14 protein-coding genes, 2 tRNA genes and 1 pseudogene are annotated in these 15,552 nt (G+C 49.7%); 7 read left to right on the top strand and 10 right to left on the bottom strand.

From position 1 onward, the window contains the following. Positions 1-152: 152 nt before the first annotated feature. Positions 153-503: a hypothetical protein gene (locus EII14_RS01815; protein ID WP_124930861.1), complete on the top strand. Its 351-nt coding sequence runs from the start codon at positions 153-155 to the stop codon at positions 501-503. 281 nt (positions 504-784) lie between these two features. Here EII14_RS01815 and guaA read toward each other — a convergent pair whose 3' ends face one another. Both guaA and mscL read right to left on the bottom strand, forming a co-directional pair. Then, positions 785-2,395, bottom strand: coding sequence for a glutamine-hydrolyzing GMP synthase (gene guaA / locus EII14_RS01810; RefSeq protein ID WP_124930860.1), 1,611 nt, complete (start codon positions 2,393-2,395; stop codon positions 785-787). A gap of 81 nt (positions 2,396-2,476) precedes the next feature. Next, on the bottom strand, positions 2,477-2,890 hold the full coding sequence (mscL, locus tag EII14_RS01805) for a large-conductance mechanosensitive channel protein MscL (protein WP_124930859.1): 414 nt from the start codon (positions 2,888-2,890) through the stop codon (positions 2,477-2,479). A gap of 161 nt (positions 2,891-3,051) precedes the next feature. Between mscL and gap the strand changes: the two genes are divergently transcribed. Next, entirely contained in the window at positions 3,052-4,065 is a 1,014-nt protein-coding gene (gene gap, locus EII14_RS01800) for a type I glyceraldehyde-3-phosphate dehydrogenase (RefSeq protein WP_124930858.1), read from the top strand. Between the two features lie 379 nt (positions 4,066-4,444). Next, a tRNA-Met gene (locus EII14_RS01795) sits at positions 4,445-4,520 on the top strand. A gap of 95 nt (positions 4,521-4,615) precedes the next feature. Here the strand turns inward: EII14_RS01795 and EII14_RS09640 are convergent. The 4 genes and pseudogenes from EII14_RS09640 to EII14_RS01780 form a co-directional block, all read right to left on the bottom strand. Beyond that, positions 4,616-4,830 (bottom strand): annotated as a pseudogene (locus tag EII14_RS09640) (hypothetical protein); the annotation flags it as partial. An 8-nt stretch (positions 4,831-4,838) separates the two neighbouring features. Continuing rightward, positions 4,839-5,222: a transposase family protein gene (locus EII14_RS01790; RefSeq protein ID WP_233569341.1), complete on the bottom strand. Its 384-nt coding sequence runs from the start codon at positions 5,220-5,222 to the stop codon at positions 4,839-4,841. Between the two features lie 175 nt (positions 5,223-5,397). Then, positions 5,398-6,303 (bottom strand): dihydroorotate dehydrogenase, encoded by a 906-nt coding sequence (locus tag EII14_RS01785; RefSeq protein WP_124930857.1) that lies wholly within the window; start codon positions 6,301-6,303, stop codon positions 5,398-5,400. Then, the gene (locus tag EII14_RS01780; protein WP_124930856.1) at positions 6,304-7,086 is read right to left on the bottom strand and encodes a dihydroorotate dehydrogenase electron transfer subunit; all 783 of its coding nucleotides are present in this window, start codon (positions 7,084-7,086) and stop codon (positions 6,304-6,306) included. Positions 7,087-7,410: 324 nt separating this feature from the next. On the opposite strand from EII14_RS01780, the gene EII14_RS01775 reads away from it, so the two are divergent. The 3 genes from EII14_RS01775 (at position 7,411) to EII14_RS01765 (ending at position 9,771) form a co-directional block, all read left to right on the top strand. Next, positions 7,411-7,485 (top strand) — tRNA-Val (locus EII14_RS01775). A gap of 433 nt (positions 7,486-7,918) precedes the next feature. Continuing rightward, positions 7,919-8,755 carry a 1-acyl-sn-glycerol-3-phosphate acyltransferase gene (locus tag EII14_RS01770; RefSeq protein WP_124930855.1) on the top strand — a complete coding sequence of 279 codons (837 nt, stop codon included), beginning with the start codon at positions 7,919-7,921 and terminating at the stop codon, positions 8,753-8,755. A 41-nt stretch (positions 8,756-8,796) separates the two neighbouring features. Beyond that, on the top strand, positions 8,797-9,771 hold the full coding sequence (locus EII14_RS01765) for a GNAT family N-acetyltransferase (RefSeq protein ID WP_124930854.1): 975 nt from the start codon (positions 8,797-8,799) through the stop codon (positions 9,769-9,771). On the opposite strand, the gene EII14_RS01760 is transcribed toward EII14_RS01765, so the two are convergent. The 4 genes from EII14_RS01760 to EII14_RS01745 form a co-directional block, all read right to left on the bottom strand. Further along, positions 9,733-9,981, bottom strand: a complete 249-nt coding sequence (locus tag EII14_RS01760; RefSeq protein ID WP_124930853.1) for a hypothetical protein — start codon at positions 9,979-9,981, stop codon at positions 9,733-9,735. The two genes, EII14_RS01765 and EII14_RS01760, sit on opposite strands and share 39 nt — an antisense overlap. Positions 9,982-10,124: 143 nt before the next feature. Beyond that, a complete protein-coding gene (locus EII14_RS01755; protein ID WP_124930852.1) occupies positions 10,125-10,385 on the bottom strand; it encodes a hypothetical protein in 261 nt (86 codons plus the stop codon). A 616-nt stretch (positions 10,386-11,001) separates the two neighbouring features. Continuing rightward, positions 11,002-12,267, bottom strand: coding sequence for a glycosyltransferase family 2 protein (locus tag EII14_RS01750; RefSeq protein WP_124930851.1), 1,266 nt, complete (start codon positions 12,265-12,267; stop codon positions 11,002-11,004). Positions 12,268-12,358: 91 nt separating this feature from the next. Continuing rightward, positions 12,359-13,132, bottom strand: coding sequence for an RNA methyltransferase (locus tag EII14_RS01745; protein ID WP_199733851.1), 774 nt, complete (start codon positions 13,130-13,132; stop codon positions 12,359-12,361). Positions 13,133-13,223: 91 nt separating this feature from the next. Between EII14_RS01745 and EII14_RS01740 the strand changes: the two genes are divergently transcribed. Further along, positions 13,224-15,512, top strand: coding sequence for a BamA/TamA family outer membrane protein (locus EII14_RS01740; RefSeq protein WP_233569339.1), 2,289 nt, complete (start codon positions 13,224-13,226; stop codon positions 15,510-15,512). Positions 15,513-15,552: the final 40 nt, after the last annotated feature.

The raw sequence follows: 15,552 nt of genomic DNA, 5'->3' as shown, positions 1-15,552 counted from the left end.
AGGGCGTTTCGGTTTTCTGCCGGCGCTTCATCACGACTTCGATGAAACCGCCCATTTTCGACGTTTATTCCCCTATAAATTTGTTTTTTGCCATTTTGCCTCCGCAAAAACGCCTATCATTCTGAATATCAACTCCGTATTAGCGAAGGCAAGTGAAGGCAAAACGATTTGCGGATTTTTTATTAACTGAATATCAACCTTTTATGGTGAAGGCAAAACAAGATTTTGCCTTCACTTGCTTCCGCTATGGCGCACCAAAATCCTCCTGTTTTCAAGGTTATGAAAGCAAGAGAACGACACAAAAATCTGATTTCCAAAGGATTGAAAATAATCCCGATGTCTTGCCTTCACTTGCCTTCGCTAATACGGAGTTGATATTCAGAATGATAGGCGTTTTTGCGAAGGCAGTGAAGGCAAAATACAATCATAAGGGGAATGCGCGCGTACGCGCGCGTGAAGAAGATTTTCCCGATTGGGCAGGAAACAGACGTTCTTACCTCTGACTTAAAAAAATCTGCCTCAGAGGAAAAATTTTCTAACTCAGAGCTAAATTCCACCGGTATTTACCTTTGTCATTTCGGCATGAAATAATCTGAAAATTGCAGGCTCTTCCTCAGTTTCCGAGAAAGAAGTTTGTACATCTGGTCGTTTTTAGCTTTGTTTCCAATATCAGGCAACGGCTGTGTTAGCGCAGCCCCTTTTCATCCTTTTCTCTTTTTGCATATAAAACATTTCTGCCCCTTTCTTTTGGGCATCGCCCTCGCCGGCAGCACTCAAACGAGAATTATTCCCATTCTATCGTCGAAGGCGGTTTGGAAGAGATGTCATAGCACACGCGATTGATGCCGCGCACGTGGTTGATGATGTCGTTGCTCACTTGCGCCATGAAATCATAAGGGAGATGTGCCCAGTCGGCGGTCATGGCGTCGGTGGAGGTTACGGCACGAAGGGCAACGGCTTGTTCGTAAGTGCGCTCATCGCCCATAACACCGACGCTTTTGACGGGGAGAAGGATGACGCCGGCCTGCCAAATCTGATCGTAGAGCGAAACTTCGATTTCGCCTTGATCGGGAGCACCGTTAGGCACACCGGCAGCCAGCACTCGACGAGCCTGAGCCACGTCCATCTTGACCTTGTAGTTGCGCAATCCGCGGATGAAAATATCATCGGCCTCTTGAAGCACGTGCACCTTTTCGGGCGTGATGTCGCCGAGAATGCGCACTGCCAAACCGGGGCCGGGGAAAGGGTGGCGATTGATGAGATGCTCCGGCATGCCCATTTGGCGTCCCACACGGCGCACTTCGTCTTTGAAAAGCCATTGGAGCGGTTCGCAAATGCGAAGATTCATCTTTTCGGGAAGCCCCCCCACATTGTGGTGACTTTTAATGACTTTCCCCGTGATGTTGAGGCTCTCGATGCGATCGGGATAAATCGTGCCCTGCGCAAGCCACTTGGCATCGGTGATTTTCATGGCTTCGGCCTCAAACACGTCAATGAAACCCGAACCGATGATTTTGCGTTTGGCTTCGGGATCTTCGACACCGGCCAGTTCGCTAAAAAACTTTCGGCTCGCATCGACGCCGATCACATTAAGGCCGAGACATTTGTAGTCTTCGAGGACATTCGCGAACTCATCTTTGCGCAACATGCCGTGGTCTACGAAAATGCAGGTGAGCTTGTCGCCGATGGCCTTATGGAGCAGCACGGCGACCACGGAGGAGTCCACACCGCCCGAAAGGCCGAGAATGACGCGATCGTTTCCAAGCTGCGCTTTGAGTTCGGCAACGGTGGTATCCACAAACGAAGCTGCGCTCCAATCCTGACGACTGCCGCAAATATCGACCACGAAGTTGCGCAAGAGTTGTGCACCTTGCAGCGAATGGAAGACTTCGGGGTGAAACTGCACGCCCCAAAGTTTTTCGCCTTCGGCTTGATAGGCGGCATATTTCACTTTCGACGTGGAGGCGATACAACGGAAACCGGAAGGAATGGCGGTAATGGTGTCGCCATGGCTCATCCACACCTGCGAATTGGGTTGGAAACCTTTGAACAACGGATTGTCGAATTCGATCGTTTCGAGATTGGCGCGCCCATATTCACGCGAAGGTGCCGGCTCGACCTTTCCGCCATAGATATGCGACATGTATTGAGCACCGTAGCAAACTCCCAAAATGGGCAATCGGCCGCGAATGGCAGAAAGCTCGACCTGAAAGGCTTCGGGGTCGTAAACGGAGAAAGGAGAGCCCGACAAGATAACACCGATCACGGACGGATCGTCGTGAGGGAACTTGTTGTAGGGCAGAATTTCGCAGAAAGTATCCAGTTCGCGCACTCGACGACCGATAAGCTGCGTGGTTTGCGATCCGAAATCAAGAATAATGATTTTCTGTTGCATCGTAAATCAAATCGTTATATAATAAGCGTGGCGCGAAGTAGACGAGGTTGCTTCGCGCCACAAATCAATTTGTGGAAAAAATTATTGCTTTTTCAAAAGGTCACGGATTTCGGCAAGAAGTTCCTCCTGAGTCGGAGCGGCAGGAGCGGCAGGAGCATCTTGTTCGGGAACTTCCTGTTTCAATTTGGAAAGCAGACGAATGAGAAAGAAAATGCAAAAAGCAATAATGACAAAGTCAAAAACGGTTTGAATGAAATTGCCGTAATTGATCGTTACCTCGGCCTGCCCTTCGATGACAGACGGCAACTTTACGGAAAGCTCTTTGAAATTCACTCCTCCGATCAACCAACCGATGGGAGGCATGATGAGATCGTTTACAATGGAGGTTACAATCTTACCGAAAGCTCCACCGATGATCACACCGACAGCCATATCTATCGCATTGCCTTTCACGGCAAATGCTTTGAATTCTTGCAGAAAAGTTGATTTCGCCATTTCTTATATTTTTTTTCGACTGAATTTTGTGCAAAAATAAAAACTTATTCGTATTTTTGCGCTACTAAAAAGAAGAAAATATCGGCTTCGGCCTTATTTTTCTACATTCTTCACAAAAACAAGTGTTTTAAACAACCAATTTCAATAACAAACCATCTATCATGATTAAAGTAGGTATTAACGGTTTCGGTCGCATCGGCCGTTTCGTTTTCCGCGCCGCTATCGAAAACCGTAGCGACATCCAGATTGTAGGTATCAACGACCTCTGCCCCGTAGACTACTTGGCTTACATGCTCAAGTACGACACCATGCACGGACAGTTCAAAGGTCAAATTGATTTCTGCACTGAAAAGAATGTGCTCATCGTTAATGGCCAAGAAATCCGCGTAACCGCCGAACGCAATCCCGCTGACCTCAAATGGAACGAAGTGGAAGCCGAATACGTTGTGGAATCCACCGGTCTTTTCCTTTCACAAGACAAAGCTCAGGCTCACATCGAAGCCGGTGCCAAATATGTCGTGATGTCTGCTCCTTCCAAGGATGCCACTCCCATGTTTGTTTGCGGTGTAAACTTCGACAAATACGAAAAGGGCACCCAATTCGTTTCCAACGCTTCTTGCACCACCAACTGCTTGGCTCCCATCGCTAAGGTTCTCAACGACAAATGGGGCATCGCTGATGGTTTGATGACTACCGTTCACGCCACAACCGCCACTCAAAAGACCGTAGACGGTCCTTCCGTGAAAGACTGGCGTGGTGGCCGTGCCGCTGCCGGCAACATTATCCCCTCTTCCACCGGAGCCGCCAAAGCCGTAGGTAAGGTTATCCCCGAACTCAACGGTAAGCTCACCGGTATGGCCTTCCGTGTTCCCACGCTCGACGTTTCCGTGGTAGACCTCACCGTAAACCTCGCCAAGCCCGCCACCTACGCTGAAATCTGCGAAGCCATGAAATCTGCTTCCGAAGGCGAACTCAAAGGTGTGCTCGGCTACACCGAAGAAGATGTTGTTTCTTCCGACTTCCTCGGCGACACTCGCACTTCTATCTTCGACGCCAAAGCAGGTATCGCTCTCACCGACACGTTCGTGAAAGTTGTATCTTGGTACGATAACGAAATCGGCTACTCCAACAAGGTGCTCGATCTCATCGCTCACATGAAGAAGGTTAACGGCTAATCACCGCATCCCTTTATCAGACAACGCCGCTCGGTCTATGCCGAGTGGCGTTTTTTTATTATTCAAACCGCATAAAAACCAATAGGATTTGATACGGCCTCTTTTTATATTCTCCCACTCCCCAAGCTGCCCCCCTCACCTCTTCCGCCGATCCTATCTTTCGCCGAATTGACCTTCTGCCCTGCCTCTCCTCCCCAAAACCCCAATCCCATTCTCTACAATTTCACAATCAAAAAGCCAAACCTTTTGCCATATACAGATTTCATTACACCCTCTTCGGAATAAAAAATGAAATTTTTCTCAGCCAAGACTTGCACAATTCAACAAAAGTATGTACCTTTGCATCGCAATCAAGAAAACAATACTTGATTGATAAGATCGCGGAGTGGAGCAGTTGGTAGCTCGCCAGGCTCATAACCTGGAGGTCGTTCGTTCGAGTCGAGCCTCCGCAACCAAAGCCAAAGAAAGTTGCTGAATTTCAGCAACTTTCTTGATTTTTATGCTGCGAGTGCAGACAAATCGCAGACAAGTTGAAACGGGTCAGCGGGATGCCTCTTCCGCCATGAGATGCCTTATTGGTCAGGATAGTATAAACCTCACCGTTAGACAAACATGTCTCGTCAAGACTCATATCGGAAGAGAAATTCTTAGGGAACTGCAAATATTCATCCGCATGTTCCAATGACTTCCAAGTGCGGTAATCACTGTTTTTTTGTATTGCTTGCGAAGCGTTTGTCCGTTAGGCCCATAGCGTTGGGCAAGCAGAGAGGTGCTTACGGGAGTTGTCTCAATTTCCTCCTTAAAAAAGCGACAAACTCGGCATTGAGCCGGATTGCCTCGTCCTGCGAAAGATCCCAATCGTAGCTGAACACTTCTCCGGTAGACTTGTCTAACAATTTGCGCTCGCGAACAGGCAAAAAAGTGGCACGCCCACGAATGGAAAAACCGCGAATAATATGGTAATCACCAAAACCATAGGAGATTACCGAAGAATTACTCTTATAACAACGCATCTGAACTTTCTGTTCATCCAACCAAATGTCAAAACGAGTATTGGTCTTTATAAAATTGACAATATCGAAGTTGTCGATCAGCACATCCGGGAGGATGGCGCGGTTTTCATGAGGCAAAGATAATAACTCTATTCTTGATGACAAAAGAGGGCTTGCCCACCGAGATTATCCGCAGACCCTCTATAATGCGTCTTTGTGGTTGAAAGGAATGCAAAAACTCGATCGCAGAGAAAAGGCGATCGAGCGATGTGCGGGAAAAAGGAAAAAGAACCGGAACCTATTAAGCGGAAATGCTTATTGTTTAGGCATACTGCGACTTTCAAATCACACCGATAATCTCGTAAATATTTTTCACGCCGTGTTGATCGCACCAGTCGTTCATGCCGTCTATGATTTTCATCGTGACGGCGGGGTCGATGAAGTTGGCCGTTCCCACTTGTATGGCCGTCGCGCCGCACATGATGAATTCTATTGCGTCTTCGGCGTTCATGATGCCTCCGAGACCGATGACGGGGATTTTTACGGCTTTTGCCACTTGGTGTACCATACGGAGGGCAATCGGTTTCACGCAAGGTCCCGATAATCCCCCCGTGCCGATGCTCAGATTTGACTTGCGTCGCTCGATGTCTACGCTCATGCCCATAAGGGTGTTGATGAGAGATACCGAATCGGCTCCTTCGGCTTCGACGGCACGTGCGATTTCCGAGATGTCCGTCACGTTGGGAGAGAGTTTCACGATCAGCGTTTTCGGATAGGCAGCTCTGACCGCTTTGACAACGGAGGCGGCACCGGCACACGATACGCCGAAAGCCATTCCGCCGTCGTGAACATTGGGGCAGGAGATGTTCAGCTCAATGGCCGGAATTTTTTCAAGCTCGGCCACCCTTGCGGCGCACTCGGCATAGTCCTCCGGCGTCGAGCCGCTCACATTGACAATGGCGTGCGATTTGAAATCTTTGAGTTGCGGATAAATCTCCTTACAGAAGTAGTCCACCCCTTTGTTTTGCAGGCCGACACAGTTCAGCATTCCCGAAGCCGTTTCGGCCATGCGGGGATAGTCGTTGCCTTGTCGCGGAAGCAAAGTTGTGCCTTTTACGATATATGCACCGAGGCGGTTGAGGTCGATGAAATCGGTAAATTCCAAACCATACCCGAAAGTCCCCGAAGCCGTCATGACCGGATTTCGGAGCGACAGGTTGCCTATGTTGATTGCGAGTTGTGCCATTTATTCCCAAGTTAAGTCGTTAATGTTGAACACCGGACCTTCCGTACATACGCAGACGTTACCTTTCACGGTCTTTTCTACGCAACACAGACAAGCTCCCACACCGCAAGCCATGAGATTTTCCAACGAAACGAAACATTCCGTTTGTCGGGCGCGAGCCATTCGGCCGACGGCCATCATCATCGGTTTGGGACCGCAGGTTGCCACGCTGTCGAAGGTTTCGGTCTGCCAAATGGAGTGATGCGTCACAAAACCCTTTTCGCCCATGCCGGCGTCTTCCGTCGTCACGAAAGTGCGGCCGATGTTTTCAAAGCGTTCGAGTTCGAGAATATCTCGTCGGCTGCGTCCTCCCAATAGAAAAGTCGGTTCGTGGCCGGCAGCTTTTAGGCATTGTCCGTAGAGGAGCATCGGTGCCGTACCGACTCCTCCGCCCACTAAAAGAAACTTTTTCTTGCCCTCATCAATGGGAGGAATGCGAAAACCGTTTCCCAAAGGATAGATGCAGCTGAGCGTGTTGCCTTCTTGAAGACGCGTCAATGCACGAGTTCCGTCGCCTACGGCATGAATGAGGAGATCGAATTCGTTTTTCTCTTTATCGACAAAGTTGATCGAGATCGGTCGGCGCAAAAAGGTGGCGGGCGAACCTTCTACGGCGATCTGTACGAATTGTCCCGGCAACATTTCGGGGAGAGTGTCGTGGGGATCGGATAAACGAAGCAAAATGTAGTCTTCGCGCAGAAATTCCACGTTTTTGACACAGAGTTTTTTTACGTATTTTTTCATGATGAGGAAGATGCGTGTTCCGAAAAGCGAAAATACAAAAAAACGCTTGACTATCGTTGCTTCTGTCTTGAAAAATCTTTTGCTTCGTCATCTCTGTGGGGATATTGCGTTTCCTTTATGGCATTCTTTTACGACATCCTGCGACGAAGATCGTTTTGAAATTGTCGCTGTCGGATGTCAAAATCCTTTTTATAAGATGTAAAAAGAGTGCTTAAACCTTTCGTTTGAAAAAAAGAGCGGTTTTGAAGAAAAAAACTCTCGTTTTTTTTGGAGGTAAAAGAAAAAGTGCTTACCTTTGCATCGCAATTCAGAAATGAAGGCAAGGGGCGCTTAGCTCAGCTGGTTCAGAGCGTCTGCCTTACAAGCAGAGGGTCGGCGGTTCGAATCCGTCAGCGCCCACAGCCCTTTCAAAACGCATTGATTAAAAGTCGATGCGTTTTTTGTTTGTGCAGATTTGAGGGATCAGCGGAAGATCCATGGGGAGTTACTCCAAGAACACCGTCAAGGATGCAGCAAGGCTTTCTTTGGCACGTCGGTACAACAATGAGACCTCTGCAAAACTATTTTCTTTGTTTATTTTGTCAATTCTTTCTTTTTTTGTATCTTTACCCTATGGAGGCTTTTGCAAAAGTCTCCTATTTTCCATTTCCGTTTTACTATTGGCGACAAGATACTCTCTTATTTTCAAAAAAGCCGATAAATGCTACGAATTGCGATTTTTTCTTATTATTTTTGCAGTAGTTTCAAAGAGAATTATTTCAGACAGTGAACGCAAAAAGCATTTATTCTTTCTTCTCGGCAATGTAATTCACAGATTGTTTCTTTTTTCAATATGTCACACCCCAAAACGATCAACATCGACCAAGTTCTCGAAAGCAAAATGGGTAAAAATTCTCGTTTTGTTCCTCGTTTTCTTGTCAATTATCTCAAACGCATCATTCACCAAGACTGGATCAATGATTTTATTTTGAAAGAAGGAGAAACCGTCGGTGTGACTTGGATGGAAGATTGTCTGAAATATCTGGGGCTTCATCTCAACATCGAAGGGTTGGAACATCTTCCCGACGACACCGACGGCCGCCGTTTTACCTTTGTTTCCAACCACCCTTTGGGAGGTGCGGACGGCATCATGCTCGGTTCGTTTTTGGGTAGACGCTACAACGAGCGCATTTGCTTTCTTGCCAACGATCTTTTGATGAATCTCACCGGAATTGCTCCTTTTTTTGTTCCGATCAACAAAACCGGCAAGCAGAGTCGCGAATTTCCCAAAATGGTGGAAACGGCTTTTCATAGCAACAACCACCTCATCATGTTTCCCGCCGGACTATGTTCTCGCAAAATCGACGGCATCATTCAAGATGTGGAGTGGAAAAAGACTTTCGTCACCAAAAGCATCGAAAGCCACCGCGACGTTGTTCCCATTTATCTCGAAGGGCGCAACTCCGACTTTTTCTACCGTTTGGCCAATGTGTCCAAACGCCTCGGCATCAAATTCAATATCGCCATGCTCTATTTGGTCGATGAGTTGTACAAAAGTCAAAACAAGACCTTCACGCTCAAAATCGGGAAACCCATTCCGTGGCAAAGTTTCACGAAAGACAAAACCCCGACCGAATGGGCAGCAGTCGTACGCGACACCGTCTATCAACTCAACGCTCGAACATCCTGACACAGCCCCTCTCTCATCACCGCACCACGCACCTCTATTCTATGGAAGAAATCATCGCCCCTATCCCACGAGAAATTTTGAAATCGGAGCTCACGCCGGAGCGTAAACTTCGAAAAACCAACAAAGCGGGCAACGACATATACATCATCACCCACCACAATGCCCCCAACGTGATGCGTGAAATCGGACGACTGCGCGAAATTGCCTTTCGGGCAGCCGGAGGCGGTACGGGCTTCGCATTCGACTTAGACGATTTTGACACCTGCGAACATCCCTACTACCAACTCATCGTTTGGAATCCCGACGAAGAAGAGATTTTGGGCGGTTATCGTTTCCTTCCTCCCGGCGACATCCGTTTTTCGCCCGACGGACAGCCCCACTTGGCAACCGGGCACATGTTCAAGTTTTCAGAAAATTTCATCGAAAACTTCCTTCCCCAAACCGTTGAGCTCGGCCGTTCTTTCGTCACCCTCGAATACCAAAGCACTCGCAACCTCGCCAAAAGCCTTTATGCGCTCGACAACCTTTGGGACGGTCTTGGAGCATTGACTGTCATCATTCCCGATCTCAAATATTTTTTCGGAAAGATGACCATGTACCCTTCTTTCGACCGACCGGCACGCGATATGATTCTCTATTTCTTACAACGTCATTTCGGCGACAGAGACGGGCTCGTCACGGCCAATCATCCCGTTCGCCTCGAAATGTCACAAGAAGAGTTGAACAAGATTTTCGTGGAAGATGATTTCCGCACCGACTACAAAGTTTTGAACAAGGCCGTGCGCGAACGAGGCGTCAACATCCCTCCGCTTGTCAATGCCTACATGAACCTTTCTCCCACAATGCGCGTATTCGGCACTGCCGTCAATCACGAATTTGGCAACGTCGAGGAAACAAGCATTCTGATTGCTGTCGACGAAATTCTCGAAGACAAACGCAAGCGGCACATCGAGAGCTGTCTTGACCTCGACTCGCTCTCACACATTCACGATTTCTTTTTCAAGAAGAAACCCTGATTCCTCTTCGATCTCGACGATAAGCCGCCCATTTCGGACGTCAGATAAGTTGATGATGAAAAGCGTTGTTTTTATCCCCAAGTGTTCTCTTGGCAAACCACTTTCCATATCAATCATTTTCACCTCTCTCACAACAACCGCATTCATTGAGCTTTCGGTTCTTTGAATGCGGTTGTTGTTTACAGACGACAATGTGCTGTTGGCGGACATAGAGGGTTTGGAAAACCGAGTAAGCCCAGCCTCCAAACACGATGATGTCCGAAAGTGCTTACCGACTTTTTCGGACACTTCCTGTCTTGCCCAAAAACTTGCGCCCGACAGAGGCAAGACGGCCGAAAACGGCCGTTTTCACCCTATATTTTTATTTTTCGCTGTTTTGCCTTCGCAAAATCGACCAACTTGCTGAATTTCAGGGAGAAACTTGCGAAGGCAAGTGAAGGCAACATGAAAAACAGAAAAATAACAGTCTGATTGTCAGCCATCTCCGGTGAAAGCAAAACCCACTGTTTGCTTTCACTTGCTTCCGCAATTATCGGGGTAGAAAGGGTAAAACGGAGAAGGTGAAGGCAAAAATCGAGTTCATCAATCTGATTGTCAACGTATTGCAATTTCATTTTTCGTTTTGCCTTCACTTGCCTTCGCAATTTTCTCCCTGAAATTCAGCAAGTTGGTCGATTTTGCGAAGGCAGTGAAAGCAAAAATACAACATAAGGGAATGCGCGCGCGTACACGCGCGTACGCGAGAGGGGTATGCCGAAGCATGGCGGAGCGAGAAACGGCATGGTGCGAAATGCTCGACATGCGTTGTCGGCATGTCCGCTTGCGGTGGCTGCTTCGAGCGGTGAAAACGCTGCATGGGAGGAAAATCTTTTTGCATGGGAAGAAAGTTTTTCTACATTGGAAGAAAATTTTTCTACGTTGGAAGAAAGTTTTTCTACATTGGAAGAAAATTTTTCTACGTTGGAAGAAAGTTTTTCGGCATTGGAGCCAAATCACTCTGCCTCTTCGGTGGGTATCATCGTACAACGGCAGGCACATCAAAAGGAGGGTGTGGCAAAACTCCTCACTCCCGAAAACAACGATCGTCCACAAAGAGCAACCGCAATCAAAGAGTCGAAAGCTCAACGATTGCGGTTATCTTTATCGATTTCGAGGGGTAAAACGATCAATATGAAAAGTGTTTTGCCAAGGTTTGGCTTTGCTGCGCCCTCAAACACCTATTTGCAAAAATCAATGGGAGTTTCGCCAAGGTTGCAACAACTCAAACCACCAGACATAGATGCCGAAGTTTCGTTCGTTCAAAGCGGTACACCAACGCTTCGCCGCCCAAATCGGTGCCAACAGCAACACGACACCCAGCAACAAGGCCGGAAGGTCCAAGGCCAGATATGCCCATTCGTAATGAGGCGTTTCTTGTGGCAGATCCACTCCCCAAGCTGTCAAGAAGGCACACTCCACGGTGCCGAAAAACAACCATCTTGCGCACACGAAAAGCACAACCGACAGCCATGCGACATAGATGGCGACACCGGCGACGGCATCGTTTACAAACACGCCTCGAACACGCCCTTGCAAACGCGAGAAAATATCATCGGCCACGTTGTAGAGCTCCGTCAAGACGGAAGCATTGGGCAGGGTTCTGCGCGTCACGGCATCGGGATGCAATTCCACCGCGACGCGTCCTTCTTGGGCACGGGCATCGACCAAAAGAGCACACTCCCCATAGGGCACTTCAAGACTGTCCACAAAACCGCCGCTTTGCAAAAACCACTCGCGCCGAAAAGCCACGTTCGTTCCTCCACAGCCCACGGCCTTTCCCTCCAAGGCGGCCTGAGCCTGCTGCAAAAAGCGTTTTCCATTCTGAAAAACGGCTCGGCGGCCGGGACTTCCGATGCTGTTATCGTAGTTGGAATATCCGAAAACCACGTCTTTATCGTTCGTGAAATGCGTGGAGAGATGATAGAGCCAATCTCGGCTCTCGGGGACATCATCGGGCAGCATCACCACGACCCAAGGGGCTTTGGCCGAGCGAATGCCCAAAGTGAGTGCCAGTTTGTGTTGATCTATATTGCGATGCACTTTCGGCACGAAGGTTTGTCGGAGATGCGGATATTTTTTTTGCAGTTCGCTCACCACGATAAACGTTTCGTCTTCTTCACTCGAAGCATTGGCCACGACCACCTCGAAATCGGCCAGTCGCTGATTGAGCAAAGACTCCAAATTGCGTTTGATCAAAGCCCCCTCGCCCTCACTGGTCACAACGACCGAAACGGCGGGAGTTTTCTCTCTCCTCCCAGAGGTTGCTGCCGATGCTTCGGGCCTGTTCTTTTCGAGAGAAACGGTGCGCAAAGCCTGCTCTTCGGCCAGCTGCACCACCTTTTCGTAGGCTTTCCAACGTGTGAAATACAAAATCGTCACAGAGAGCAACATCACCAAGAGCGATGCCACCGCGAGCATGTTCAACATACCGACAAACAAAAGTGAAAATACTGTCATAAAAAAAACTTCAAAACATGATCGGGAGTTTCGTTTCGTCTACCGATCGAAAGGTGCGAAAAACGCGGCGTTCTTTATCTTTCCGCCCATCTCATCCGCTCGTTCTTCGTCTGAATTCCGCACAGGTCACGGCTGTGGCGACAGCCACGTTCAGGCTATCGCCGGTGGGGCGATCGGGAGGAAAATTGGGAATCAGAAGACGGCGATTCACCCTTTCCGACACTGCGTCCGATATGCCCTGCCCTTCGCTGCCCATCACGATCACGCCGTTCGACGAAAGCGGGCGTTCGTACAGGTTCTCGCCATCGAGAAAGGTGCCATAGATTGCGATTGTTTCGGGAAGAGCATCCAGCATCTCCGGCAGGTTTCCATACGTCACCTTCACCCGCCCCACTGCTCCCATTGTGGCTTGCACGGTTTTTGGGGCAAAGACATCGGCCGTGTCCTCCGAACAAAACACATGCTCAATGCCGAACCAATCGGCAATACGCACTATCGTCCCCACGTTTCCCGGATCCTGAACGCCGTCGAGCATCAGCACCAATTCTTTCCGTGCCACGTCGGAGAGCGTTGTGCCCGACATCGGTTTCGGCTGTCCGAAAACGGCCAACACCTCTCTCGGTGTTTTCAGTTGCGAGGCTTGTTCGAGTTCGCGTTGCGTCACTTCCAATAGTTCTCCGGCTTTTATCGAAGGCATTCGTTGAAGATATGCTTTCGTCGCGCAGAGCAATCGGCAGTCGAAGTGAGGCAGCAAATCCTCCACCACCTTCGGCCCTTCTGCCAAAAAAACGCCCTCGGCATCTCTGTGCTTCTTTTGAGCCAGCTGCCGAAGATATTTCAATTTATTTTTGCTAAGCATTCCTATTCTTTGCTTACGATACGCACAAATTTCCTGCAAAGCTACAAACATTTTTCTGAAATTATCTATCTTTGCATATTAAATAATCTCTTGCTCCGTGAAGTTTTTGCACCCCCTCTATTCTCTTCTTCTCCTTGTCATCGGGCTTTCGTCCTGCTCTCCCGTGCGCTTTCTTTCGGACGACAAGTATCTCTTGGCATCGGTGCATCTGAAAAGCGATGCCCCCGACATCAAACCTTCCGACTATCGCCTCCATATCCGCCAAGAGGCCAACACGCGTTGGCTGAGCACGGCCAAAGTGCCCCTCGGCATCTACTGTTTGTCGGGCACAAACCCGCATCATCCTTTCAATCGCCTCATGCACCGCATCGGCGAAGCCCCCGTTGCTTTCAACGACACTCTGATGCACTTTTCGCGCTCTTCGCTCGTGGCAGCCCTCCGCGGAAAAGGATATTTGCAAGCCTCCGTCGAAGCCGATACCATGCGCCGCGGCCGACACCTGCACCTCACCTATCGCATGCATCCCGGAAAGCGATCCTACGTGCAGCAATTACAACGGCGTTTCGACAACGACACCCTCCGCCGCATCGTCATGGCCGACTCCGCACGATCGCTCCTCTATCGAGGCATGCCGCTCGACCTCTCATTGCTCGAAGAAGAGCGCACACGCATCATTCGCAGGCTTCAAAACAACGGCTACTACAACATCAACAACGAATTTGTCAGCTATACGGCCGACACCATTGCCCACAGCCAAGCCGTCGACCTCACCCTCCACTTCCGCAGGCCGCAGCGCAGCGACTCTCTTCCGCCCTACCGAGCCTATCGCATCGGAAAGATCTTTCTTCACGAGAACCACGGCGAAAGTGCCCATCGCGACACCACCTTCTATCGCAACATCCATTTCGTCACCGACGGTCGGCAACGCATCAATCGCCGCATCTACTTTCGCAATCTTTTCATTCAGGCCGACAGCCTCTATCGCGACGTCGCCACACAATACTCTTATCAAAATCTCAGCGGCTTGGGAGCTATCGGGTTTTCCACCATTCACTATCCTCAGCCTCTTCCCGCCGACTCCACACTCGACGCCCACGTTTTCGTGAAACTCAACAAGCCCCACGGCGTGAGCTTCGACATCGAAGGCACCAACACCGCCGGCGATTTGGGCGGTGCGGCCACTTTCACCTACACACATCGCAATCTGCTCCACAGCGCAGAACAGCTCACGCTTAAACTCCGCGGTGCCTACGAGGCCATTCGCCGACTGGAAGGCTACACCCACCAAGACTACATCGAATATGGCGCAGAAGCCACACTGCGCTACCCCACTCTCCCCTTCCCGATCGGCGAAGAGCAACTGCGACGCTACAAAGGGGCTTCCGACCTCTCGTTGCTCTACAACTCCCAAAATCGCCCCGAATTTCATCGACGGTTGCTCACGGCGGCATGGAGCATTCACTGGAACCGGCACACGCGCCCAAATCTGCGACATCGTTTAGACATCGTTTCGCTCAACTACGTCTTCATGCCTTGGATTTCCGAAACGTTTCGCAACGAATATCTCAACGGCGACGACCCGCGCTACGCCGTGTTGCGCTCTTCCTACGAAAACATCTTCATCATGAAGTCGTCCTACGGGCTGACCTACAACTCCCTGCGCGAACGAAAAACCAACAATCTCTATCAAACCAACGGCTATCAGATCCGTTTCAACTTCGAGAGCGCAGGCAACCTACTCTACGGCCTGTCCCACCTCTCGCGCATGCGGCGCAACAACCACGGTGCTTATGCCATTTTCAACATACCCTACTCCCAATATCTCAAATTTGATTTCGACTACTCCAAGAGTTTTCGCTTCAACGAGCACTCCTCGCTTGCGCTCCATGCCGCTTTCGGCATCGCCGTGCCCTATGGCAACTCCGACATCATCCCTTATGAAAAGCGGTATTTCGCCGGAGGTGCCAATTCCGTGCGTGGTTGGAGCGTTCGCACACTCGGCCCCGGCTCCTATGTGGGAAAAGACGGCAAGATCGACTTCATCAACCAAACCGGCAATCTCAAACTCGACCTCTCCGTCGAATATCGGGGTTTCCTCTTTTGGAAGTTCGAAGGAGCGGCCTTTGTCGATGCGGGCAACATTTGGAACACCCGCAACTATGCTCATCAATCGGGCGGACGGCTGCAACTCGCCACTCTGCACCGGCAAATTGCCGTGGCCTACGGATTGGGGTTGCGCCTCAATCTGAATTATTTCATCTTGCGCTTCGACGGAGGTATGAAAGCCATAAATCCGGCCTATTCGGGAAAACTCCACTACCCTCTTTTCTCTCCCGATTTCAATCGCGACTTTGCTTTGCACTTCGCCGTCGGTCTGCCCTTTTGACCCGAAATCGTGCCCCCTCTCCTCTCTTTTCACACCTCTC

This window comes from Alloprevotella sp. OH1205_COT-284, from assembly GCF_003859795.1.
GTDB lineage: Bacteria > Bacteroidota > Bacteroidia > Bacteroidales > Bacteroidaceae > Alloprevotella.
Note: the sequence above shows the minus strand (reverse complement) of the source record. Positions and strands in the feature narration are given on the sequence as shown.

Excerpts from the sequence above, each read along its gene's own strand:
- guaA (WP_124930860.1), bottom strand. The coding sequence starts at position 2,395 with ATGCAACAGAAAATCATTATTCTTGATTTCGGATCGCAAACCACGCAG.
- mscL (WP_124930859.1), bottom strand. The coding sequence starts at position 2,890 with ATGGCGAAATCAACTTTTCTGCAAGAATTCAAAGCATTTGCCGTGAAA.
- gap (WP_124930858.1), top strand. The coding sequence starts at position 3,052 with ATGATTAAAGTAGGTATTAACGGTTTCGGTCGCATCGGCCGTTTCGTT.
- EII14_RS01785 (WP_124930857.1), bottom strand. The coding sequence starts at position 6,303 with ATGGCACAACTCGCAATCAACATAGGCAACCTGTCGCTCCGAAATCCG.
- EII14_RS01780 (WP_124930856.1), bottom strand. The coding sequence starts at position 7,086 with ATGAAAAAATACGTAAAAAAACTCTGTGTCAAAAACGTGGAATTTCTG.
- EII14_RS01770 (WP_124930855.1), top strand. The coding sequence starts at position 7,919 with ATGTCACACCCCAAAACGATCAACATCGACCAAGTTCTCGAAAGCAAA.
- EII14_RS01765 (WP_124930854.1), top strand. The coding sequence starts at position 8,797 with ATGGAAGAAATCATCGCCCCTATCCCACGAGAAATTTTGAAATCGGAG.
- EII14_RS01760 (WP_124930853.1), bottom strand. The coding sequence starts at position 9,981 with ATGTCCGCCAACAGCACATTGTCGTCTGTAAACAACAACCGCATTCAA.
- EII14_RS01755 (WP_124930852.1), bottom strand. The coding sequence starts at position 10,385 with ATGAAATTGCAATACGTTGACAATCAGATTGATGAACTCGATTTTTGC.
- EII14_RS01750 (WP_124930851.1), bottom strand. The coding sequence starts at position 12,267 with ATGACAGTATTTTCACTTTTGTTTGTCGGTATGTTGAACATGCTCGCG.